General features: G+C 35.7%; 17 protein-coding genes, 1 pseudogene and 3 other annotated features. Of the genes and pseudogenes, 2 read left to right on the top strand and 16 right to left on the bottom strand.

Annotation, left to right across the window (positions count from 1 at the left end):
- Positions 1-80: 80 nt before the first annotated feature.
- Both aspS and DT250_RS16115 read right to left on the bottom strand, forming a co-directional pair.
- A complete protein-coding gene (gene aspS / locus DT250_RS16120; RefSeq protein WP_149213337.1) occupies positions 81-1379 on the bottom strand; it encodes an aspartate--tRNA(Asn) ligase in 1299 nt (432 codons plus the stop codon).
- Between the two features lie 108 nt (positions 1380-1487).
- Positions 1488-1699 (bottom strand) — a binding site (T-box leader).
- Positions 1700-1765: 66 nt separating this feature from the next.
- Positions 1766-3148, bottom strand: a complete 1383-nt coding sequence (locus DT250_RS16115) for a UDP-N-acetylmuramoyl-tripeptide--D-alanyl-D-alanine ligase (protein WP_098815693.1) — start codon at positions 3146-3148, stop codon at positions 1766-1768.
- Between the two features lie 218 nt (positions 3149-3366).
- On the opposite strand from DT250_RS16115, the gene DT250_RS16110 reads away from it, so the two are divergent.
- Entirely contained in the window at positions 3367-3849 is a 483-nt protein-coding gene (locus tag DT250_RS16110; RefSeq protein ID WP_060488609.1) for a hypothetical protein, read from the top strand.
- Between the two features lie 103 nt (positions 3850-3952).
- On the opposite strand, the gene DT250_RS16105 is transcribed toward DT250_RS16110, so the two are convergent.
- The 14 genes from DT250_RS16105 to DT250_RS16040 form a co-directional block, all read right to left on the bottom strand.
- A complete protein-coding gene (locus tag DT250_RS16105) occupies positions 3953-5464 on the bottom strand; it encodes a M36 family metallopeptidase (protein WP_060488608.1) in 1512 nt (503 codons plus the stop codon).
- A gap of 320 nt (positions 5465-5784) precedes the next feature.
- Positions 5785-8886 (bottom strand): isoleucine--tRNA ligase, encoded by a 3102-nt coding sequence (gene ileS / locus DT250_RS16100; RefSeq protein WP_149213336.1) that lies wholly within the window; start codon positions 8884-8886, stop codon positions 5785-5787.
- Positions 8887-8939: 53 nt separating this feature from the next.
- Positions 8940-9179 (bottom strand) — a binding site (T-box leader).
- A gap of 99 nt (positions 9180-9278) precedes the next feature.
- Entirely contained in the window at positions 9279-13481 is a 4203-nt protein-coding gene (locus tag DT250_RS16095) for a bacteriocin-processing peptidase family protein (protein ID WP_149213335.1), read from the bottom strand.
- A 358-nt stretch (positions 13482-13839) separates the two neighbouring features.
- Positions 13840-14760, bottom strand: a complete 921-nt coding sequence (locus tag DT250_RS16090) for a class I SAM-dependent methyltransferase (RefSeq protein WP_080377727.1) — start codon at positions 14758-14760, stop codon at positions 13840-13842.
- Between the two features lie 133 nt (positions 14761-14893).
- Positions 14894-16582, bottom strand: a complete 1689-nt coding sequence (gene argS / locus DT250_RS16085) for an arginine--tRNA ligase (RefSeq protein ID WP_060488604.1) — start codon at positions 16580-16582, stop codon at positions 14894-14896.
- Between the two features lie 45 nt (positions 16583-16627).
- Positions 16628-16843, bottom strand: a binding site (T-box leader).
- A gap of 40 nt (positions 16844-16883) precedes the next feature.
- Positions 16884-17660, bottom strand: coding sequence for a class I SAM-dependent methyltransferase (locus DT250_RS16080; RefSeq protein WP_060488603.1), 777 nt, complete (start codon positions 17658-17660; stop codon positions 16884-16886).
- Between the two features lie 49 nt (positions 17661-17709).
- Positions 17710-18144 (bottom strand): BrxA/BrxB family bacilliredoxin, encoded by a 435-nt coding sequence (locus DT250_RS16075; RefSeq protein WP_000063705.1) that lies wholly within the window; start codon positions 18142-18144, stop codon positions 17710-17712.
- 83 nt (positions 18145-18227) lie between these two features.
- Positions 18228-18611, bottom strand: a complete 384-nt coding sequence (locus DT250_RS16070) for a thiol-disulfide oxidoreductase DCC family protein (protein ID WP_000634877.1) — start codon at positions 18609-18611, stop codon at positions 18228-18230.
- 3 nt (positions 18612-18614) lie between these two features.
- Positions 18615-19742 (bottom strand): conserved virulence factor C family protein, encoded by a 1128-nt coding sequence (locus tag DT250_RS16065; protein WP_048540927.1) that lies wholly within the window; start codon positions 19740-19742, stop codon positions 18615-18617.
- Between the two features lie 164 nt (positions 19743-19906).
- On the bottom strand, positions 19907-20245 hold the full coding sequence (locus DT250_RS16060; RefSeq protein WP_000982025.1) for a single-stranded DNA-binding protein: 339 nt from the start codon (positions 20243-20245) through the stop codon (positions 19907-19909).
- A gap of 158 nt (positions 20246-20403) precedes the next feature.
- Positions 20404-20658, bottom strand: a complete 255-nt coding sequence (locus tag DT250_RS16055) for a DUF4318 domain-containing protein (protein ID WP_046959282.1) — start codon at positions 20656-20658, stop codon at positions 20404-20406.
- A gap of 106 nt (positions 20659-20764) precedes the next feature.
- The gene (locus tag DT250_RS16050; protein WP_001260655.1) at positions 20765-21496 is read right to left on the bottom strand and encodes a Bax inhibitor-1/YccA family protein; all 732 of its coding nucleotides are present in this window, start codon (positions 21494-21496) and stop codon (positions 20765-20767) included.
- A gap of 75 nt (positions 21497-21571) precedes the next feature.
- Positions 21572-23467: an ABC-F family ATP-binding cassette domain-containing protein gene (locus DT250_RS16045; RefSeq protein ID WP_060488602.1), complete on the bottom strand. Its 1896-nt coding sequence runs from the start codon at positions 23465-23467 to the stop codon at positions 21572-21574.
- On the bottom strand, positions 23464-24111 hold the full coding sequence (locus tag DT250_RS16040) for an HD domain-containing protein (protein WP_060488601.1): 648 nt from the start codon (positions 24109-24111) through the stop codon (positions 23464-23466). The genes DT250_RS16045 and DT250_RS16040 overlap by 4 nt, the downstream gene beginning before the upstream one ends.
- A 109-nt stretch (positions 24112-24220) precedes the next feature.
- Here DT250_RS16040 and DT250_RS16035 point away from each other — a divergent pair.
- Positions 24221-24449, top strand: a pseudogene (locus tag DT250_RS16035) (hypothetical protein); the annotation flags it as partial.

Below are 24449 nucleotides of genomic sequence, written 5' to 3'. Positions count from 1 at the left end.
AAGTATATCGGTTATATTTATAACTGTCAAGGGATATATTAAAATTTGATGAGAAAATGCGGAATTTTCTTCCCCTATTATTAAGGGATAAGTCTTGTACAGTCCCTTGGAAAAGCACTCGCCTCTCGTACATTTGTTAATTCTAATAGTTTGTATACAACTCTCTCTAATCCAATTCCAAAACCACCATGCGGGGGACAACCGTATCTGAATGTATTTAAATAAGATTGAAATGTATCTGGATGTAATCCTTTTTCTTTAAAAGAAGCAAGTAACATTTCATAATCATGAATTCGCTGTGCCCCTGATGTTATTTCTAATCCCTTATATAATAAGTCAAATGAATCAGTAATAGATGAATTCTCTTTATTCGGCATCGTATACATTGGCCTAGCTTCTTTCGGATAATGTGTAATGAAAACTAACTCACTCTTATATGTTTCCTTCACATATTTGCCTAGTAGCTTTTCACCTTCTGTATCTAAATCCCCAATTGGCGACTCTTTCCGGTATTTATTTTTCAAAATTTCTTGCGCTTGTAACAATGTAATTTTCGGTATTTCTGTAATAACAGGTACTTCTATTTGTAATAGTTGTAGTTCTTTTTCACAGTTTTTTGCTACTTGTTGAAACATATATCGTAAAACATCCGTTTCTAATTGCATCACTTCATAAAAATCATGAATAAATCCAAATTCTACGTCTAACGATATATATTCATTCAAATGACGGGAAGAATTATGATGTTCCGCTCTGTAAACAGGTGCAACTTCAAAAACACGTTCTAACCCTCCAGCTACCATCATCTGTTTATAAAACTGTGGTGATTGTGCTAAATAAGCTTCTTTTTGAAAGTATGGAAGCTTAAAAACATTCGCTCCTCCTTCTGCCCCTTGCGAAACAATTTTCGGAGTAAATATACGTGTGAAATCGTTCTCTATAAGAAATTCACTAAAGCTCTGAACGAGTGTAGATTTCACTTTAAATATCGCCGCGGTTCTCTCATGTCTTAATGATAATACCCGCTCATTCAGTAGTTGATCTAAACCAACTTGTAACTTCTTTTTATTTATTTCAAACGGAAGTGGTTCTGCTCCATTTAATATTTTCACTTCGTGAGCAAGCACTTCGACCCCTAACTCTGTTTTCGAAGTCTCAACAATTTCACCAACGACTTGAACGACACTTTCCACATCTACCTTATATCCAGCTAACTCATTTTCTAATACACATTGCATAACTCCTGATCGATCCCTTATTAATAAAAAACTAACATTACCTAGATGACGAATCTTTTTTACCCATCCTTGAAGTAATACAACCTTGCCGCCTTGCTCCGTACATTCTTTTGTGAGTGAACGCTTTATTATTGACTCCATTACATTTCCCTCCAGTAATTTTATATTTATTTACGTTATTGTTGTTGTCATCGTCATCATCCACGGTCACTCACCTCCTTTCAAAGAATACAAAAATCCGCCCCTATAAATAGGGACGGATTGTTCCGCGGTACCACCCAAATTGTCATAATGACCATCTTAGCCCTGATAACGGTAGGTACCGTTTGCTTTTACTAATTATCACGTTCAAAGCAACACTCACAGGTGTCTTTCCATCATGCGGTATCGCAATCTTCTCAGCAACCGATTGCTCTCTGTAGACCTTTACATCATGTACTTTTCCTGATCCTCACTTTTTATATTTACAGAGTATTCTATCTCTTTGTTTTATAAAACGCAAGCCTTTTTAAATATATTTTGATCTTTCATATCCAATTTTGTAAAATCTCCTCTAAAGCCATTCCACGTGAGCCTTTCAATAATATGATATCCTTATTCGTAATAACTTTTAATACTTCCTCTGCTATCTTGGTCTTATTATTAAATGACTGTACTTTTCCAGTATCATATTTCTTTCTTGCTTCTTCCGCTACAATTTCAGCTAACTCTCCAAAAGTGAATACATATTGAATGCTCTCTTCATTTAACATTTTACCAATTTCTCTATGATATGTTTCAGCATTCTTCCCTAACTCCAACATATCCCCAATTACTATCATTTTTTTATTATAGGTATTTAATGTCTGTAACGTTTCAATTGCGGCCTTCATTGAAGAGGGACTGGCATTCCATGCATCGTTAATAATTGTAAAACCTGTTTTAGCAGTTAAAAATTGAAAGCGCATATGAGTAATATTTACTTGCCGTAGTGCTTCCTGTATTTTTTCTGTAGGGACATTATAATATTGACCTACGGCGATTCCGACAATCGCATTTAAAATACTATGTTTTCCATGCAAGGGAACATCGTACTGTATTTTTGAATCATTTAATTTAAAATGAACACCATATTCATCTAATTGCACGTTTGTTGGAAACAAATCATTTGTATACTTTTCACCAAATGCCTTACAATTTATACTCGATAGATTCTTATTTTTCAAAAGCAACGGTTCATCACCATTATACAAACATAATCCTTCATCTTTTAATCCATCAATAATTTCTAATTTAGCCTTCGCAATTTCTTCTTTTGATCCAAGCGTCTCTAAGTGAGAATGGCCAATCATTGTAATGATCACTACATCTGGCTGTGCTATTATTGATAAGTTTCGAATTTGTCCTTTTTCACTCATCCCCATTTCAAGAATTAAAAACTCTGTATCTCGTTTCATTTCTAAAATAGTTAATGGCAAACCGATTTGACTATTAAAGTTTCCCTTTGTTTTATGCACACGATGAGTTGTACTTAAAATCGTGCTTATTATATCTTTTACCGTTGTCTTGCCATTACTACCTGTAATTCCAATTACTTTTACATTTAGCTCTTTCCGATAAAATTGTGCCAATTGTTGCAAAGCAAACAAAGTATCATCTACAAATATAATTGGCATCCCTTTTGGCGGAGTACCGTAAGACTTTTTCCATAAGGAAGCGACAGCTCCATTATCCATTGCCTCTTTCACATAATCATGTCCATCTTTCACCCTAATGATTGGAACAAATACATTTCCTTCTTTAATGCTTTTGGAATCAATGCAGACACCATGTATCTCTATATAATGAAACGATTCTTGTAACCCTTCTCCATCTACTACCTCTTCAAGTTTTTTCAAATTCATTTGAATCAAACCATCACCTTTTTCCATTTTATTACATAATTTCCGTTTTATTTACGCATATTGATAAAGTGAAACTTTAATCAGTGGGGATTTTGTTCCTCCCCACTGATTATCAGCCCTCACCAATCGGGCTTTTACGGGCAGTTGATCCCCCACCTAACTACTTTGCTTTCCCTGATTTTTGAGGTGGAGGGTCTTACTGCCCGGCAAATAGCGGGATAAAAATTTTATAGCGAGGTGTTTATATGAAAAAAGCGATTAGTTTCTTTCTTCTTTTGTTATGCCTAATTGCAGTGAATGAAACATACGCCTATTCACCAAAATCTTTACCAATCTCCCAAAACTCTGATCAATGGCAAGTGAATATTGATGAACCGAAGAACATAGGTAAAAATATACTTCAAGCTAAAAAAGATGAATTTCAAACATATCAATTTTCAGTAAAAAATGTTGGAAACAGTGAAGTATATAACGTACAAGTCGAAGTATTCCGCAACGAGCCAAAAACGAAAACGAAATATGAACTTTTCTCACGAAAGGAAAGTCGCCTAGCAAGTGGAAAAACTGGATTTGAACATACTAATTTTCCAGTTGCGACAAAAGCAGATGAAGTTGATGTAATCATTACTTGGCAAGAACACCCTTTCCGCTCCATGAGAAATGGTCAAAAAGTTGATTCTAGAAAATTTAAAGAGCATTTTGTTTTTAAAGACGAAAAAAACAACTAGAATGCGGATGAATTTACATTAGCATTCCTATAGCTTACTTTACTAGTACCAGTGCTTAAGCAAATTAAAAAGTCGTGGCTTATAAACGCCACGACTTTTTATATTAATTCGTATTAATTCCTCTGGCCGCCCAAATACGATCGATATCAGCAGCATGTTGTCCGCCATATAAAAGAGCATCCGCTTGCTTAATCGCTTTTGCTCCATCACTGAATTTAGAGTTTGGTGTTAATGACCAGTGCGATTGTAAAATAATTTTCGTTGCTACATCACGTCCAAAAGCTTGTGCCATCTCATATTGACCTTGTGCCCAAATTTCCCCATCATCATGTACCTCATTTGTAACATCTTTCGGATACACTTTATTCGTATCTAATCGGCGCAAGCACGTTGGATCTGAACTAGAATAAGCTGTCGCATCCCATTCTCCAACACATGCTTTTCCGTAGCCTGTTGTCGATACTGCATCTTCATACGTAGCACCTAAGAAGTCACCAAATCCTTCTCCCATCGCTCCGCCTTCTGCAGAACTACCAAAGCCAGGCACTTGGTTATCTTGAATCGAATGCCCGTATTCATGTGCGATAATACCAGCATCTTCTGCATCATCTACTCCGCCAGTACCAAAAGTTAAAGCTTTCGTTGTCGGAGAATAAAATGAGTTATCCGCCGTCGTTCCATTCACATTCACTTTAATAGAGCGATTATTAATATTTTTAAATCCTAACCCTTGAATGTAACGCTGTAATGTATCGATATGATAATACGACATAACATCTTCAAAGCTATCATTTGCACGTGTATAGTTAAATTGTAAATTTGTAGATTTTGTTTTTGCTTTTGAAGAAATCGTTACATACTCTCCAATTAAAAATCCTGTCCCATCTAAACCTTTTAACGTAACAGTCTTCAATTGATTCGTTAACGCTGTTGAATCCGCATCGTTATTATCTTTTAAGCCTACTTTACTACCGCTAGATACGACTGGGTTAGGTAAAAATACTTTTCCTGTCCCTTCAGCTTTTCGGTTTATATCAACCTTTTTAATTAACTTCCCATTTTCCGCATCAATAAATGTTTCCCATGCACCAAATGGATTATTAGAATGGACTACCACTTTATATACTGGACGAGCAATTCCCTCTTCAACAATATATCCGAATTCTTTCTCTGTAGGAGCCCATAAGTTTTGCTCACTTGCTTCTCCAACATACGCCATTGATTTTTGTATTGCATCTTTTTCACTAATTTTTGTCGTTACTTCCTTCACACCTTTGACGGATTGATAATCAGAAACAGCAAGTACGCCCTTTCCCTCTCCGTTAAGTGTAACTGTAATTTGTTTTGAAAATACAGGTGCACCATTAACAACTTGCTGGAACCTAACATATGAAGCTACTGACGTTTCTGTTGTAGAAATATATTGCAAGTCTGAAAGGTCTGTTTTTAATCCATACTGCGCAGCATTTTCTTTTAAATATTCAGTTGCTTTTTTCTGCGGTGAATAAGCTTCTAGCTTTACTTGCTGCTGTTTTTCCAATGCCGAAACCGTAGAAATCGTCCCCATTACTAACGGCACAGTCATTGCCATTGCCACCATTTTTTTATTAAACATAGAACCACTCCCCCTAATAAAGTAGCTCAACCTTATCCCATTACCACTAGGCAATCATTCCCCACAAAATGGGGGGATAAAAATTGAATCTACGAGTAATTCTCTATAAACAATTCTATTACCTTTCCATTTAGGTTGAGTGAAATTTTCTCAATATTTATGTATAAAATGAGAAAAATACTGTAGAAATATATTTCTACAGTATTTTATTTAGTGTGCTATGAAGAAAGACATTTGCTAGAGAACCTATCGAACGGATTATGAAAAAAATCTACTCATACAAAAAAGGAAGTTGGAATCATTCCAACTTCCTTTTTTCTTTAATGAGCCGCGCTTAATTTAATTCGAACTTTCGCTTCACCTAAAGATAGTTCATCGTCTTCATTCGTTAAGTGATCAAATGTAAATTGCTTAACGAGTAAATTTTCTTCCAATAAATCTTTATGGTTCGTTAATGTTCGTTGTAGTTCTTCCTCTGTATCAAGAATAACATCGACTCGTAAATTAACCGGTAAATTTAACTGCTTACGATATTCTTGAACCGCTCGAATGAATTCACGAGCTACTCCTTCTTGTAACAATTCTTCCGTTACATTCGTATCTAACATAACTGTATATTGTCCGTTAGTCGTATTAGAGAACCCTGATTTCGCAACTTTCTCTACTAGTACATCTTCAGCTGTTACAACTACTTCTTCTCCTGATGCTGCTTCGTAAACTGCTCTTTCTGTAGATACAAATTGTTGTACTTCTTCTTTTGATAATTGTTTTAGCCATGTATTTACTGCATTCACATTTTTACCAAACTTCGGCCCAGCTGCTTTAAAATTCAACTTTAATTGATAGGACATGTATTTCGTTTCATCGAGTTCAACATGGAACGCTTTGACATTTAGCTCATCCATGACGATATCACGATAAGATTCCCAATCCATATCATTTTCATTATGCGCTAGTAATACAAGTTCCGCTAACGGCTGTTTTACTTTTAAAGAATGTTGATTACGGTTACTTCTTCCTAGTTCAACAACTTGTAAAACAGCATCCATTTCCGCTTCTAGTTTCGGCTGAAGTAGTGATTCATTTACAACTGGATAATCCTCTAAATGAACGCTACTTCCAGTTAAATTTAAATGAATATCTTCAGCGACAAAAGGTGTAAATGGTGCAATTAATTTACTAATTGTCACAAGCACTTCATGAAGTGTCTCATACGCAGCTGCTTTTTCAGCATTCATACCAGATTCCCAGAAACGATTACGTGATCGTCTTACATACCAGTTACTTACTTCATCTACAAGCGCCGCGATTTCACGAGCTGCATTCGTAAATTGATAATCATCAAGTGCTGTTCTCACTTTTTTCGTTGTGCTATGCAATCTTGATAATACCCATTCATCCAATTTCGTCCGCTTTGCGTCATACGTTTCTTTCGGATTATACTCATCTAAATTTGCATATAAAACGTAGAAGCTATACACATTGACTAATGTATCTACAAATTTAGACTTTGCTTCCAGTACTGTTCTTTCCGAGAAACGTTTCGCATTCCACGGAGCACTGTCAACGAGTAGCGCCCATCTTAATGCATCTGCACCAAACTGATTTACTAAATCAACTGGTTCTAGTGCATTCCCTTTACTTTTAGACATTTTCTGTCCTTCTTCATCTAATACATGACCTAGTGATAACACTCGTTTATAAGGCACTTTTCCTGTATATAGTGCTGATACTGCTAATAAACTATAAAACCATCCACGTGTTTGATCAATGCCTTCTGCAATAACATCTGCTGGAAACTGTTCTTCAAATAACTCTTTATTTTCAAATGGATAATGATATTGCGCAAATGGCATGGAACCACTATCGAACCAAACATCAATTACTTCTGGTGTACGATTCATTATACTTCCGCATTTTTCGCAGCAAACTTGCACTTCATCTACATATGGCTTATGCAATTCCAAATCTTCAGGTGTTTCTTTCGTACTATGCTCTCTTAAATCAGCAATGCTTTTCGGCGCGAATTGATGATCGCAACTTTCACATTCCCAAACGTTTAATGGTGTTCCCCAATATCTATTTCGGCTAATATTCCAGTCCACCATATTTTCTAAAAACTTACCAAATCGTCCATGTTTCATATGGTCTGGATACCAAGTAACAGAATCGTTGTTTTGTAAAAATGTATCCTTAATTGCAGTTGTTCGGATTAACCAACTCTCTCCTGCATAATAAAGAAGTGGTGAATCACAGCGCCAGCAATGTGGGTAGCTATGTTCATACTTCTCTTTATGATACAGTAAACCTTCCTTCGCTAAATAACGAACGATATCCACGTCACAATCTTTTACAAATTTCCCTTTCAAAAATGGTACTGCTTCTGTATACTCACCTTTTTCATCTACAACATGCAAGAATGACAATCCTTCACTTTGCACGACTCTATAATCGTCCTCCCCATATGCTGGAGCGATATGAACGAGTCCTGTACCACTATCTGCCGTGACAAAATCGGCTGCGATAACTCGGTAGCCATTTGTAACTTCCTTCATTAGAAATGGCGGCATATAAGATGTGTTTACTAATTCTTCACCTTTATGAACAGATAATACTTCATAGTTTTCTTTTAATACATCTTGTACACGTTCTTTCGCAACAATGTATACATGACCTTCTTGTTTCGCTTTCACGTATTCCATATTTGGATGTACAGCGAGCGCAACATTTGCTGGAAGTGTCCAAGGTGTTGTTGTCCAACCTAGGAAATATTCATTTTCACTATCTTTCACTTTAAACTTAACTGTTGCACTTAAGTCTTTTACTGTTTTATACCCTTGTGCAACCTCATGTGAACTTAGTGAAGTTTGACAACTTGGGCAGTATGGTGAAACTCTATGCCCTTTGTACAATAAGCCTTTTTCATGAATCGCCCCTAAAATATGCCATACACTTTCGATATATGGATTCTCTAGCGTAACGTATGGATCATCCATATCTACCCAATAACCGATGCTTTCAGTGAATTCACGCCACTGCTTCTCATATGTGAATACGCTCTCTTTACACTTCTGAATAAATGGCTCAATTCCATACTCTTCGATTTCATGTTTACCAGAAATACCGAGTTGCTTCTCAACACCTAATTCTACAGGTAAACCGTGTGTATCCCATCCCGCTTTTCGTAGCACTTTATAACCAGCCATCGTTTTATATCTCGCTACTACATCTTTAATTGTCCGTCCAAGTGCATGCCCGACGTGTGGTAAACCGTTCGCCGTTGGTGGTCCTTCATAAAACACAAAAGATTGTGCGCCTTCTCGATTCTGAATTGATTGCTCGAAAATGCTTTGCTCGTTCCACTGCTTACGAATACGTGTTTCTCTCCCTACAGCTGACTCTTTCACATCTACTTTCTTCATCTACAATCACTCCTTTGAATGTTTTAAAGCACACAAAAAACCCGTCCCTATGAAGTAGGGACGGGTTTAACCGCGTTACCACCCTAATTCTATTAGCTCTTCGCTAATAGCACTTAGCAACGTACTATCATACGTGTTCTTTGTAACGGTAGACATCCGTCCGGGCTTACTTATTTTCAGCCTCGGCTCCTCGGAGATGATTTTCAAATAACGTCTGCACACCGGCTTTCAGCTATACACCGGCTCTCTGGGGAACAATTCATTATTTTACTCGTTCTCGTCTTCAGATTTGTATACTTTATTAACAGTTATTTTATGCCATTGGGCAATAAATTGTCAACTAATTCGAAATATATATTTAATTATACCCTTTTTTCACAATTCCTATACAATTATTTCTTAAATTCTTGTATTCCAGCTAAATCTTCATCTTCTTCAATAAGCTCAGCAAAGAATCCTGATTCATCCTCACGAAGAACAATTTCAAGCTCTTGCTTCGCCTCTTCAATTCTATTTAACTGTGCTAAATAACAAGCATGATCATATCTTGCTAACAAATCACTCGCATCTATTGTTAATACATCATTTGTTATTTTTTCTGCCTTTAGTGTTTGTCCGGCACCATGATACGAAGATGCTAAAGAAAGAAGAATTGCTGCTTCATTTGGATGATGTATAGAAGCATTTTCTAATACATGAATTGCCTCTTCAAACCTTTCTTGACTTTGATACATTTCTCCTAAAGCAAGAAATGCTCTACTTACAAACGGTGTTTGCTCCGTTAATTGTAAGGTAATCTTTTCTGCTTTTCTTTCTTCTCCTATTTTAAAGAATACTTGCGCTTGTAAAAGAAGCGTATCATAATCATCTGGTAACTCTCGAACCATTTGCTTCGTTAATTCTGAAGCATCCCGTAACATATCTTCTTCCTCACACTCTATGAAAAGATTTACAAGTTGCTTCGCTACATCGTAATCCCATTTATTTTCTAACGATGTTTGCAATACATCTATCGCCTCTTTATACATCGCCACATTCTCGTAAAATAGTGAAAATCGCTGCGCTGCCATACTATTTTTTTGATTTAACTTTAACGAAATTTCATACAAATCAATGATTGTAGTAATAATCGAAATTTCTTTCGCACGGTTTTTCATACGATAAAAAGCTCTCGTAATTATGGATTTCTTCGGCTGTTCATTTTGTTGCCGTTCAATCCATCTTTCCGTCACCGCAGATGCAGCATACATAAATGCCATACTTCTTTCTGCCTTCTTCACCTTTAATGTATGAAGAAAATCTCGTATGTTAGACAATTTCTTATGTTGTTCTATTGCTTTTACATACACATCAAATATTTGTTCATTATTTGCATCTTTTTGTATAACTTTCATTGCAATTTCAATTGCTTTTGCATTTCTTTTTTTCACTAACACTTTGGCATAATGATATAGAACTTCTGTATGCTCACCATCTAATTGTAGCGCGTATTCAATCTGTACTTGTTCTTTATCTATTTCATCCATCGCTCCATACACATGTGCAATCGCATCTAATCGCCATATTTCAGGTACTTCGTCCGCTAATTGTTCTAGTTCTGTCAGTAACTCTTCCTGAAGATTCATTTCTACTGAAAGCTGTGCCAAATATTCCATATTAATATGCAACGGCTCTTCTTTCATCGCCTGAACCATATGACTTTGTTCTTTAGAGCGGTTTTCTTCTTTTTCATATATTTCTGCAAGCTGTAAATGTACACCTACGAAATTCCCATCAAGCTCTAAACATGTTTCATACGCTTGTTTCGCTTCTGTCAATTGCCCTAATGCCATAAGTGTTTCACCAATTCGGTAATACGGTAATGCCGTTTCCTTTTGTTCTATCGCCTTATTATACCTTTTCATCGCTTGGCCGTACTGCCCAATAGATTCATATAAAATACCTGTATAACAACCGTATTCGCTTATTTCATTTCTTTCTTTGTGTAACGTTCTTAAGAATGCTATACCTCTTTGTACAAATACCGTTCCTTTAATTCGATTCACATATTCATCTAACGCACTTGCCACATTATATTCACTCTGCTTTATACCACTCTCTAACTTAGACAAAGCTACTTTAAACCCTTCTTCATTTCCACCAAGTTCAACCTCAGCATCCCATAAAACCATTCCCGCATTCATAAGAAAATCTTGGCTCTTTTCAATTTGTTTTTCAATACCGAGAATATATTGTTTCGCTTCCTTGTATTGTTCTTTCGCCATATAAACTTGCGTAAGTCCGAAGTGAGAATAAACATCATCATGATTTTCTTCTAAAGCACGATTATACAATGTTTCTGCTTCTTCCAGACTATCATTTTGAAAATGATAGTCACCGAGTTTTACGTATAGAGGTGCCTTATCGTCACAATTCTCAATACCTTTTAATAAAATTTCTTTCGTACTTTCCTCATCCTTCAAATCAGACTCGTATATTTCCGAAAGTTCCGTATAAATGTAAGGTGCATTACTATCCAAATAAATCGCTACTTTAAGCCCTTTTATCGCTAAATGTAATTTCCCTAAATGATGCGCACATCTCGCGCGCTCATACCATACATGTGCCTCATTTTTATTCTCTCTTAATAGGTCATTAAAAATTTCATACGCTTCTTCATATCTTTTTAAATCTATTAATATTAATCCGTGATTCGTTAAAGTGAATCTTTCTGGACTACGTTCTAAAGCAACTTGAGAAAACTGCAACGCCTTTTCAGATTGATCGATATACATGTATGATAGAGCGAGAAAACTCCAAGCAATCGGCTGATCTGCGTCTAATTGTAATGAGGAACGAAAACTTGAAATCGCTTCTATATAACTTTCCTGTTCAAAAGCATATCTTCCGTTTATTAAATGATATAAAGCACGATTATTTTTCTTCTCAACACTTGTCAGCATTTGCCCGGCTTTTTCTAATTCTTGAAGGCGAATAAAGCACTGCGCACCATGCAATTTAACAAAATCTGAGTTCGGAAACTTCTCCATTAAATTTTCAATACAACATATAATAAACTCATTATCTACTTCAACATCTAAATGCTTAACCGTATATAACCACGTATTCGGATTATCACTCGTCTCTTTTAAAAATTGTACTAGGTTATGAATCCCCTCTTTATCATGTTCATCTAAATGATCTGTAAGAGAAAAAATAGATTTAAAATAACGATTTTCTTCTTCATTTAAAAATGCTAGTTGCTCCTTCTTTTCTTTCGGAACAAACGTAATCGCTAAACAACCTGTGTAACGATATTTTTCTTGTAACTTACTATATTCCACAATAACTGGTTCTATAAAGTTCGGATCTTGAACATAAAAAACTTGTAACGTATCATCATATCCAGATAGCACTTGTACATGTGAAGCATGCTCAATATCTATACTTAATAAAACAGGAATCCCTTCATCCAGCAGTCTCTTATAAATTTCCTCATTCCCTTTAAAATAACGATATTCATAACCTAATTGTTCTAAATAAGAAACAGTATCTGAAAACTTCGATCCTGTCATATCAAAAATAAACTCTGCTATTTCATCTTGCGTACGTTTTTCTCCCCATAACTGCAACATCATTTCTAAACTTGTCGGAACACAATAATTATCCTTTTGTACAATAGGAACTATCGGTAAATGCACCTTTTTTCCATCTGGATTTTTTTCTAAATTATGATATAAAGACTCTTTTAAACTTTTTTCTTCTTTTAATAACTGTTGTAAATCTACAAGTTTATTCATTTTGTAAAGCGCTTCTGCACGTAAATGTACAAAGTAAGCTTTATACGCATGATAAGGAAGCTGATTATTTATGTTATCTATTACCGCTAACATTTCTTCATACTTCCTTAAATCTAATAAATATTTTACCTTTTCAAAATGAAAATATGGTACTTGCGGGAACTTTACAATCGCATCATCAATTAGCTTTAATGCACGTTTTTGTTCTCCTTGATTCGCATATAATTGTGATAATAAATAGGTAGATAGCTCTTCACAATCTTTATGCTGCATGCCGGCTATAAATTGTTCTTCTGCTTTCTCCCATTCACCTGTATGCATATAGACGTAGCCCCATTTATCAAATACGGCACGTGAACTGTACTCCTCTGCCTTTTGCATATAGATTAGGGCTTCTTCATTTCGTTTCATTTCCAACAAACATCGTACTAACGTAAAATATGTTTTCGCTAAAAGATCAGCTTCTATTTCTTCTTTACTTACCTCTTCTAATGAGTCTTTTAACAACTGTTCTACTTCAAGTATTTTCCGCTCATCAATTAACTCATCACAATATAAAGAGAGCGTTCTTATATTTGGGAATTTTTTGTAGGCGTAGCGAATGAGGAATGAACTGTATTGGTGCATAAGCCCTTCATCAGTAAGACGTATTAATATGTCAAACTCCTTATGTGAAGGAACACTAGCAAGCCAACTCTTCAAATAAGATAAAGTATTCTTTTCTTTTATATATGAAATTTCATTATTTATTTCCTGTAATCCATCTATAAATCTCTTGTCTTTCAAACAAGCATCTAACTGCTTAAAATCTAGCATGTATTCACCTCGAATATTTATTTGTACTGCTACTTGCTTAGATTTTACACATCATATTGTAGGTATTCAACTAAAATCTCTTATAATGGATGGTATTAATTAATATTATTCAAATTTATAACAAAATATAGTAAAAATGATTGTTTCCCCCCATATTTTGTTTAATTAAATGGAATAACGTAACATGAGGAGCTTATCTTTTGAAAGCTGAAATCCGTACATGAAATTATATCGGCGATAATTTAAATATATCAGTGATTTTTGAAATATATCGACGATTTTCAAAATATATCAGCGATTATACGGTGGATATCGACTTACCGACAAAAAATGACAATCCTCAAAATACCTCTACCTTTTAACATTCTATGTCACCAAATGTAATTTTCATATTCGGAGCATATACTAAAGAAGAATGCATTTGAAATGCTTTAAAAAATCGGAGTTCAGCTTCATATTGAGCTAGCGCATCATCATATGTTAATCCTCTAGCCATTAAACGTTCTATAAAATGCTGTTTATCACCCGGATCCCCTGCAATTCCCTCTTCTTTTAACGAATGATACAACCTTTGTTTATCATTATGATGCATATTAGAATCTAAAAAGTTCACTTTATCACTTACTCTACATTGAATATTTTTCACGCCTAGTTCACTTAAAAATATCGGTATTTTCATACCAATATTTCCATCTTTTCCGCTTCTCTGCATGTCACTTTCAAATAACTTCTGCAAAGCACCTAGCCTAATAATTTCCGATTGATTCTCTCCATTTAAAGAGTATGAAGACATATTTGATATCCAATGTGGTTCAAAACAGATTATTTTTCCGTTCCTTTTAACTGAATGCATCATTTTTTGTAGCATCATTTTTGGCGAACTCATATGTAATAAGAAAGCATGACAAATTGCTATATCGTATGTATCTTTCAATTCAATTTCTGTAGCATCTCCCTCTAGAAATTCTGTCTCATACGGAAGTAAACGAAACAACTCTCTCGCTTCAGATAATAATGTTTCTCCACTATCAATGCCGGTATACTTTGATCCTTTTGGAAGTAATGGCATTAATACTAAGCCTAAATAACCATATCCACAACCATAATCAACAATATGTACTGGCTTAGTAATCTTCCAAACCATATTTACTAAAAAGCTTACATAATCGTCGTTGTAATATAAATCTCTTGTGTTTTTTAAATATGCTAGTTTACTGTTCCAATCGTATGTTTCCAAGTTTAACGCCTCCTTTCTATATATGACATTACAATTCTCCATTTAATATGGACATTCCTACACTTGAAACAATTCTAGAAAAGTTTAGATTTAATAAAATTAAACTTCTGCTTTCACATTTTCTATAAAAATAAATAGGCATACATATCTACTATGATACGTATACCTATTTATTTTACATCTCCTCAGGTGCCTCCACCCCAAGTAAACGTAATCCCTCTTTTAATACAACCGTCACAGCATAAACTAATGCCAGTCTACTTTCTTTCTCTTCGCTCTCTTCCAATATACGAACATTACCGTAGTATTTATTAAACGATTGTGCTACATCTAATACGTATTTCGAAATGATTGATGGCTCATTTTTGTTGAAGGCTGCTTCAATTACTTGTGGGAACTTATTAAGTAATTTTACGACGCTCCAGCTATGATCATCTTTTAATGCAAACGTACACGTTTCAAACTCTACACTTTCTTTTCTTAAAATAGAGCAAGCACGTGCATGTGTGTACTGTACGTACGGTCCTGTTTCACCTTCAAATTTCAGCATATTTTCTAATGAGAATTCAATATTATGCATACGCTCATTTTTTAAATCATGGAAGATAACTGCGCCAGCGCCGACTTGCTTTGCTACTTCTTCTTTCTGTTTTAAGTTTGGATTTTTCTCTTTAATATTTTGTTTTGCAAGGTCTATTGCTTCCTCAAGTACTTCTTCAAGTAAAATAACTCTTCCTTTACGTGTCGACATTTTCTTACCGTCTTTTAAAATGAACCCAAACGGTATATGTTCCATGCCCTCAACCCAATTGTAACCAAGCTTTTTTAATACTGTGAAAAATTGATTAAAATGTAAACTTTGTTCTGGGCCAACTACATATAACGCTTTATCAAATGCATATGTGTTTTGACGGTATACAGCTGCCGTTAAGTCACGTGTTGCGTAAATCGTCGCACCATCTGATTTTCTAATTAAGCAAGGCGGCATTCCCTCTTCTTCTAAATTAACGACTAACGCGCCGTCAGACTCTTCAAGCAAATCATGTTCTTCTAAAATTCCAATAAAATCTTCCATTAAGTTATTATAAAAAGCTTCTCCTTGAAAATTAGTAAATTCAACACCGAGAAGTTCATAAATACGAGAAAATTCTTTTAAGGATTCGTGACGGAACCAATTCCAAAGCTCAACCGCTTCTTCATCACCTTCTTCTAATTTCTTAAACCAAGCGCGTCCATCTTCTTCTAGTGCTTCGTCGGTTTTTACCTCTTCATGGAATTGAACATATAACTTAAATAGTTCACGGATTGGATCTTCTTTAACTACTGCTTCATTTCCCCATTTTTTATAAGCCGTAATTAACTTTCCAAACTGTGTTCCCCAATCCCCAATATAATTAATTCCTACAACTTCATAACCACATTTTTCAGCGATATGTTTCAATGAATTACCTATCATCGTAGAACGTAAATGCCCCATTGAAAAAGGTTTCGCAATATTAGGAGAAGAATAATCAATAACTACCGTTTTTTCACAACCAATGTGATTTTGACCGTACTCTTCTTTCTCCGCTAAAACCGTTTTTAATACTGCATCACTTACAATTTCACGATTAAAAAATACATTTACGTAAGGACCAACGGCCTCTACTTTCGTAAAAAATGGATCACTTAATTTCTCAGCAACTTCCTTTGCGATAATAGCTGGTGATTTTTTATATTGTTTCGCAAGTGAAAAACATGGAAATGCCGCATCTCCGAATTCATCTTGTTTCGGCGTTTCGATTAAATCTAAAATTTGGTTTTGCGTTAATTCATTCGTGAAAATATTAGATAAACTTTCCGCAAACTGCGTTTTATAATCCATACTACAACCTCCTTCATTTTTAAAACACAAAAAACTCGTCTCTAAAAAAGAGACGAGTTTTAACCCGTGGTACCACCCTTGTTGTTCATTACGAACCACTTTCCCGTTTATAACGAGGACAGGGGGCCTCGGCTTACTCTACTATTCGTTCAAGAAGCATCTCCGAAGTGCGCTTCATCTTTTTCTTCCGCACTAGGCTCACACCATCCCTAGCTCGCTTTCCTTCCAAAAAAAGACTACTCTCTTCATCACAGACAGTATATTTAATTAATTATTGCTTATTATACATCTTTTCAAACAATTAGCAAGGGTCAATTACACCAAAGTGAAACTTAGCACTTTTTCTTTTGTATACGTGAAAATTATGTTTTTCAAATCTAGAACTACGGAAATGATCTTTCAGAACGACACGCTTTCTCGCCACACGCCTGGCTTCCGCAATTGTTTCGTCAGTAATATCATGATACAAAGCGAAGTGTTTTAATCCTTTTATTCCATCTGATTCTATTACAGTTTCTTCAAACATCGGATCAAGGTACACGACATCATAACTATCGTCTTCACATTGTGTTAAAAATGCGTAATGCTCCGTTTGCTTCACATCGATTCGTTGCATTGCTTCATCAATTTCAGAAACAGTTGAAGACCATGTTTTCAAACCATTTTCCATAATATAAGCCATATACTCATTGCCTTCAAGTCCCGTTACTTTTCCGCTTTCACCAACAATATAACTAGCTACAATACTATCTGATGCCATACCGAGCGTACAATCTAATACTGTCATCCCGCTCTCTAATTGCGTGGCTTGTACAAACGGATCGTGTTCTCCGCGCATTAACCTTTTTACACGAAACATCGCTGAGTTTGGATGAAAGAAAAATGACTCTTCCGTTCCTCTCGGATAAATAGCTAATCGATTTTTCCCTACAACAAGTACATCTTGTTCATACTGCTCATGCAGTTTATGTACTGGTACGTCATTACGTTTAACGAAAGAACGATTTAATTCTGCTGCTACCTTATTTGCGTAATCTGTCATTTCTTTGTTCGTTCTTCCTGCTGTTGTTACGATCATTTTTTCACCTCTATATAAAGAAAAGAGGGAGATTTACTCTCCCCCTTCTTTAGCAATTCTTTTCGAAAGCTTGTTCTAAGTTCGTAATAATTTCGTCCATAGTTGCACCTTCAATTTCATGACGGTGAATGAAGTGAACAACTTCTTTTCCTTTTAATAATGCCATAGATGGTGAAGATGGAGGAATTTCTCCGAAGTATTCACGCATTTTTGCAGTAGCATCTTTATCTTGGCCTGCGAATACAGTTACAAGATGATCAGGTTGTTTTTCAGCACGAACAACTGCTTGACCTGCTGATGGACGTGCTAAACCAGCTGCACAACCACAAACTGAGTTTACAACTACTAAAGTTGTACCTGCCGTGTTTTCCATAAATTCTGTTACAGCTTCTTCTGTAGTTAACTCTTCAAACCCAGAACGCACTAATTCTTGACGCATTGGGATTACCATTTGGCGCATGTATTCTTCATAAGCATTTGACATCGTGTAATCTCTCCTTCAACTTTCATTCCAAATTCATCATATCACGCTCTATTACTAGGTGCAAAAGAAAGATAACGATGATTTCATTTTTTTGTAGGGATTTCACAAACCCCACCGCGGCAATGCCCAACTGGGACAAGTTTTCTATTGTTAGCGATATAATCGTATACTTTACTTCCAAATCCGAGTACGATAGATAGTTTTATAAAAGGAACGGCAAACCAATAAGATGGAACGGCCTTTGCTAATACATGTATGCTATGAATCCCGTCATACCACTTATTATTTTTTAAAATATACAATCTTTGTTCCATCTTGCTTTGTAGTTCTTGAGAAAGTTCATACTTCTCAACTACATCTTCATCTCGAAATGAAACAAATTTCATCTTACCCTTTTTATCTAGTTTTTTCGTACGTTCTGCAACCGCCGTACACATCGGGCACCAACTATCATAGAAAACAATCATACATTATTCCCCTTTACGAGACTCCGTCATTTGTTTCCATACAGAACCTTTTGCTTCTTCTCCGCCTTCAATACGCTCTAATGCTAGACGCGCTTGCATCGCTACTTCAAACTCTGGATCATCTTGCGCTGCTTTTAATGCCGGAATCGCACTTTCATCTCCAAGTTCAAATAAGAACATCGCTGCACGCCAGCGTACTAATTTACTTGAATCTTTCAGAGATTTAATCATAACGAACATCGCTGCTGGATCACCTACGTCTGATAAGCAATCGCCCGCTGTACGGCGAACACTTACTGAACGATCTAATAACGCTTTATATAATAACGGCAATACTCCATCACCTTTTACCATACCTAAATACGCTGTTGCTAAACGACGGATTGAAACCTTTTCATCATCTAACGCCATCTTCAACACTGAAATATCTTCTTCAGTAGGATCCATTTGTTCTAATGCTGCAAAACGGTTTTTCCAGTCAGCATCTTTCATCATCTCTTCTGTTACTTTATATGGCTCACGCTTTTGAATCGTTACTTCAACAGCACCTGCCTGGTTTAATAATTCTTTAACTGTTTCATTTACACGTTCTTCTGAATAAGCAGCAACAATCTCTTCTACTACTTCTTTCCCGATTTCTTCAAAATTACCGTAACGTGTACTTTGTTCCACCCATTTACGTTCTTTTACAACGTTTGGTGCAGACATTTGTACTTTCATAATTGATTCTTTAAAACGATCTGGTAAGCCAACACGTTCTTCCGATGTTCCATCTGTTAACTTTACTTGCATTGGAATTGTAAAGAACATTTGAACAAACACTTTCACTTCCCCAAAATGAGCAAGTTGTTGTTCTTCACTTTCTTCTACTACCTCTTCGCCGAAAACAGAACGAACTTGTTGTAATAAAACTTTCCAGTCAAACTTCGCATTTCGCTCCACTGCTAAAAAGTCGGCTACATGATATACACCTTTAATGCCTTCAATTTTCAAAATTTCTTGCACTTGCATTGGTGCTTGTTCTTTATTTTCATTTGTATAATTATTTCGCGCTCCTGATGGTAATACTTCATTCAAAATAACTTTCATTGTATTTGGACTTGGCGTCGGTTCAATTGCTTTAATCTTCACGTAAAAAACTCTCCTTTATTGCGTGTTCTTACGTGTATTGTAACATGTTCCACCTCTCTAAACCTACTCGGATGCTTTATCTTGCTGATTTCTTTCCATCATCATACTTTTTCATTCTTTCTCTTTCCACCTAATTCCCCCAAACCATTGTTTAACGTCCTCTCTTATTGTGATGCGCCCTCCCGCCTTCTCTCCAAAAATGTAATGCTCTCTATCACAACTTCAGTTCTATATATTCTCTTCCCCTGATCATCCTCGTAATTACTCGTATGAATACGTCCGGTAATTCCAACAAGTGACCCCTTCGTACAATATTCAGTTACATTCTCAGCCGATTTTCTCCATACGAGACAATTAATAAAATCTACTTGTTGCTCACCTAAACTATTTCGAAAACCTCTATTTACCGCAACACATACTCGTGCATAAGCGACGCCTTGCTTTGTGTAGTATAATTCTGGCTCCTTTGTCAATCTACCGATTAATACAACTCGATTCATCATAAGTTATACCACCTCACATATTTTTCTTCATTGTAAAGAAAAATGTATGCAGGGTAAAAAGCGTAAAATCATATATTTTAAAGTAAAAAATATTATTTTATATGCTATAAAAGAAAAAAAGAAACCTTACATATATTAAACATGTAAGGTTTCAAAATTTATACTTCACTACAGGAAATGTAATATCCACCGCGAGCCATCTTTATCTCAACACGGTACATTACATTTTCTAAGTAAAAAGTAATCGGTTTAACTTTACTCTCAAAATTCAATTGTTCCTGACATTCAACCGCATACCTTTCGATAGTGGAAATAATAACTTCTGATGATGGATACGTTAAAGCATCTTCTAGTTCTATGAAAAAACTTTTAGAAAATAGTTTTTTCATAATCCCTTTCTTCTCTTTCATCACATTCCATCCCCCTTTAACTCAAGTTATCAACATCCACATTATACCATATCATCAATTTATCTTTAAAAATAAAAAAATCCTGCATTTTTCATGCAGGATTTTTTTATTAGTCATTTTTCGTAAAGTAAGAAACGAAACGAAGAATTTCTAAGTATAACCAAACTAATGTAAGCATTAGTCCCATCGCAGTGTACCACTCCATATATTTCGGAGCTTGACTACGTACACCATTTTCGATTAAATCGAAATCTAGTAATAAGTTTAATGCAGCAACTACGATAACAACTGCACTAATAATAATACCGATTGTACCGCCTTGGTGAATGTACGGAACAGTTACACCAAACATGTTTAATAGAAATACGACTAAATACATAACCATAATTCCAAGTGTTGCTGCCATCACGCCTGTACGGAATTTATCCGTTACCTTTACTACACGCGTTGCATATAACACTAACATTGCAAATAGAATTGAGATTGTTAGTAATACAGCATTTAAAACGATAGAATCGCCAAACTTCATTGTATAAACCGCTGAAATACTCCCTAATACAACCCCTTCTACCGCTGCATAGATTGGTGCACCAAAAGGTGAAATACGTGGGAAGAACATAGACGCAAATGCGATGATTGCCGCAACGATTAAAGCACCAATTAGTACTGGCATCTTCATCGTCCCCTGCATCATTTGTATGTATGAATAGACAGACGTTGCAAGTAGCAAGATAAGCATAATAAACGTTTTGCCTACTGTTCCGCCAATCGTCATCGCAGAAGCGCTTGCTCCCTCTTTACGGAATGCCTCTTTTTTCAACATTGGATTAGATGTTCTCATTTTTTCCCTCCTAAAATAGGTTCTACCAATAGTGTAAAGTTTTTCTCTTTACTTTTCAATATATGCAGCTTGTTTTTATTTTAATCCTTCAACGATGTCTGATAGTTCACTCCATCTTTCCATCGTTTTTTCTAACTCTTCTTCTGTTTTCTGCTGTGCTTCAGATAATTCTTGTGCCTTTGTGAAGTCAGATCCAACTTTCGCAAGTTCTTCTCCAATTGACTCAATTTTCTCTTCTAGTTCGGCAATTGTATCTTCAATTGTTTCCCATTCACGCTGCTCATTGTATGAAAGTTTACGTTTACGTTGTTGTTTCGGAGCTTCTTCTACCACTTTTTTCTCTTTTTGAACTTCCGCCTTCTCAATAAGTTCTTTCGTCTTTTCCAGTTCTAAAAAGTCCGTATAACTACCTAGGAATTCACGCACTTCGCCTCCGCCACTAAAGATGAACAATTCATCTACTACTTTATCTAAGAAGTAACGGTCATGCGATACAGTTAAAACGACACCTGGGAAATCTTCTAAATAATCTTCCAGTACTGTTAATGTTTGTGTATCTAGATCATTCGTAGGTTCATCCAGTAATAGTACGTTTGGTTCTCCCATTAAAATACGTAATAAATATAAACGTCTTCTCTCACCACCAGATAGTTTACCAAGCGGTGTACCATGTGAATGCGTCGGGAATAAGAAACGTTCTAGCATTTGAGATGCACCAATTACTTTTCCATCTGTCGTATGAATAACTTCTGCAATCTCTTTAATGTATTCAATCATACGTTGATTTAAATTCATCTCTTCGTTTTCTTGCGTATAATAAGCAACTTTTACAGTTTGCCCTACTTCAACTTCACCACTATCAGGAGATAGCTTACCTGCAAGCATATTTAATAGAGAAGATTTTCCGCTTCCATTCGCTCCAATGATTCCGATACGATCTCCTGGTTTCACAATATGATTAAAGTTGTGTAATACCGTTTTATCACCGAATTTTTTCGTTACATCTTTTAACTCAAGTACTTTTTTCCCAAGGCGGCTACCGCTAAGTGCAATATCAACTGACTGTTTTGCAGCTGGTCCTTCTTGACCTTTTAACTCATCAAATCGTTGAATACGTGCTTTTTGCTTTGTCGAACGAGCTTTTGCACCACGTCGAATCCATGCTAGTTCGCGGCGATATAAGTTTTGACGTTTTGATTCTTGCGCAATTTCTTGTTCTTCACGAAGTGCTTTCGCTTCTAAAAATGTACTATAGTTTCCTTCGTAACTATATAGTTTACCATTGTCTAATTCAAAAATACGGTTTGTCACACGATCTAAGAAATAACGATCATGTGTTACAAGTAATACGGCACCATTATATCTTGCTAAATATTCTTCCAACCATTCAACTGTCTCATGGTCAAGATGGTTCGTAGGCTCATCCAAAATTAATAAATCAGGTGTTTCAATAAAACATTGCGCCATTGCAATACGCTTTTTTTGTCCACCAGATAGGTTTCCAACAGTTGCTGTAAAATCAGTAATTCCTAATTTCGTTAATAACGATTTTGCACTCGCATTTGCTTCCCATGCACTCATCGCATCCATACGTTGCTGCACTGCAAATAATTGTTCCTGTACTTTTTCATTACTTGGATTTTTTTCGATATTTAATAACGATTGTTCATAATCACGAAGAAGACGAATTAAAGGTGTATCACCATGGAACACTTGCTCTAATACTGTTAGTTTTTCATCAAACTCTGGTTGCTGTGATAAATAACTAATTGTATACCCACGTGAATGCGTCATATCACCTGTATCAGGAGTTTCTAACCCTGCAATAATTTTTAATAATGTCGATTTACCAGTACCGTTTACACCAATAATCCCGACACGTTGTCCTTCTGTAATACTACATGATAATCCATCAAATAACGGTTTTTCTCCGTATGATTTCGATAAGTTTTCCACAGTTAACATTTTCATATTTGTGCATTCCACTCTTTCATAAATTGTTCAATAAACTGTTCCATATAACGATGACGAACTTCAGCCTCTTGTTTTGCTGCGTTCGTGTTCATTAAGTCTTTTAGTTTTAAAAGTTTTTCATAAAAATGATTTAAAGATGGATCGTTATTTTTTCTATATTCATCTTTCGTCATCACTTCACGCGGAGGAATAGTTGGATCATACATTAATCTCCCCTTCGCTCCACCATACGCAAATGTACGAGCTATTCCAATTGCTCCAAGAGCGTCTAAGCGATCCGCATCTTGAACAAGCTTCCCTTCAAGTGAATCCACTTTACCGCCATGACCACCTTTATAAGACATATTGGCGATGATATGAAGAACATGTTTACTTTCCTCTTCTTCAACATGTAACTCTTCTAACCAATCAGAAACTTTTTTCATTCCTGCTTCTTCACTTTCATTTAACTTCTCATCTGCCACATCGTGAAGTAATGCTGCCATTTCAATTATAAAACGATTTCCCCCTTCTTGCTCGAATAAAGAAATCGCCAGTTTATGTACGCGCTCAATATGATACCAATCATGCCCACTCGCATCTTTTTCTAAAATATGTTTTACAAAAGTAATTGTTTTTTGAATCTTTTCTTGTTTTGTCATTTTATCTTCACCCAGTTACTTATTGTAACACGCCCGCATTTTTTCATCACATATTTTCTTGTCCGCCCATACACTGGGTGGTAGGCATCATCATGAAGGAGGAATAAACATGTTCTATAATAATCAACCGCCTTACCCACAACAACCATTTTATCCTCAGCAACAGGACCAAAGATACACAGAACAATATGAAGAACAAGAGCAACAATATGAACAAAATCCATACGAAACACCGCAAAACCAAGAAGCTAATTATCAACAAAGCTCATACGACACACGTCCTAATTATGAATATCCTCAAAACCCATATGCAGCACCGCAAAATCAAGAACAACAAT

The organism is Bacillus sp. AR2-1 (assembly GCF_008368755.1).
Taxonomy (GTDB): domain Bacteria; phylum Bacillota; class Bacilli; order Bacillales; family Bacillaceae_G; genus Bacillus_A; species Bacillus_A wiedmannii.
This window is presented reverse-complemented; position numbering and strand designations above follow the sequence as displayed.

Coding starts and splice junctions, on each gene's coding strand:
- aspS (WP_149213337.1), bottom strand. CDS start 1,379: ATGGAGTCAATAATAAAGCGTTCACTCACAAAAGAATGTACGGAGCAA.
- DT250_RS16115 (WP_098815693.1), bottom strand. CDS start 3,148: ATGGAAAAAGGTGATGGTTTGATTCAAATGAATTTGAAAAAACTTGAA.
- DT250_RS16110 (WP_060488609.1), top strand. CDS start 3,367: ATGAAAAAAGCGATTAGTTTCTTTCTTCTTTTGTTATGCCTAATTGCA.
- DT250_RS16105 (WP_060488608.1), bottom strand. CDS start 5,464: ATGTTTAATAAAAAAATGGTGGCAATGGCAATGACTGTGCCGTTAGTA.
- ileS (WP_149213336.1), bottom strand. CDS start 8,886: ATGAAGAAAGTAGATGTGAAAGAGTCAGCTGTAGGGAGAGAAACACGT.
- DT250_RS16095 (WP_149213335.1), bottom strand. CDS start 13,481: ATGCTAGATTTTAAGCAGTTAGATGCTTGTTTGAAAGACAAGAGATTT.
- DT250_RS16090 (WP_080377727.1), bottom strand. CDS start 14,760: ATGGAGAATTGTAATGTCATATATAGAAAGGAGGCGTTAAACTTGGAA.
- argS (WP_060488604.1), bottom strand. CDS start 16,582: ATGGATTATAAAACGCAGTTTGCGGAAAGTTTATCTAATATTTTCACG.
- DT250_RS16080 (WP_060488603.1), bottom strand. CDS start 17,660: ATGATCGTAACAACAGCAGGAAGAACGAACAAAGAAATGACAGATTAC.
- DT250_RS16075 (WP_000063705.1), bottom strand. CDS start 18,144: ATGTCAAATGCTTATGAAGAATACATGCGCCAAATGGTAATCCCAATG.
- DT250_RS16070 (WP_000634877.1), bottom strand. CDS start 18,611: ATGATTGTTTTCTATGATAGTTGGTGCCCGATGTGTACGGCGGTTGCA.
- DT250_RS16060 (WP_000982025.1), bottom strand. CDS start 20,245: ATGATGAATCGAGTTGTATTAATCGGTAGATTGACAAAGGAGCCAGAA.
- DT250_RS16050 (WP_001260655.1), bottom strand. CDS start 21,496: ATGAGAACATCTAATCCAATGTTGAAAAAAGAGGCATTCCGTAAAGAG.
- DT250_RS16045 (WP_060488602.1), bottom strand. CDS start 23,467: ATGAAAATGTTAACTGTGGAAAACTTATCGAAATCATACGGAGAAAAA.
- DT250_RS16040 (WP_060488601.1), bottom strand. CDS start 24,111: ATGACAAAACAAGAAAAGATTCAAAAAACAATTACTTTTGTAAAACAT.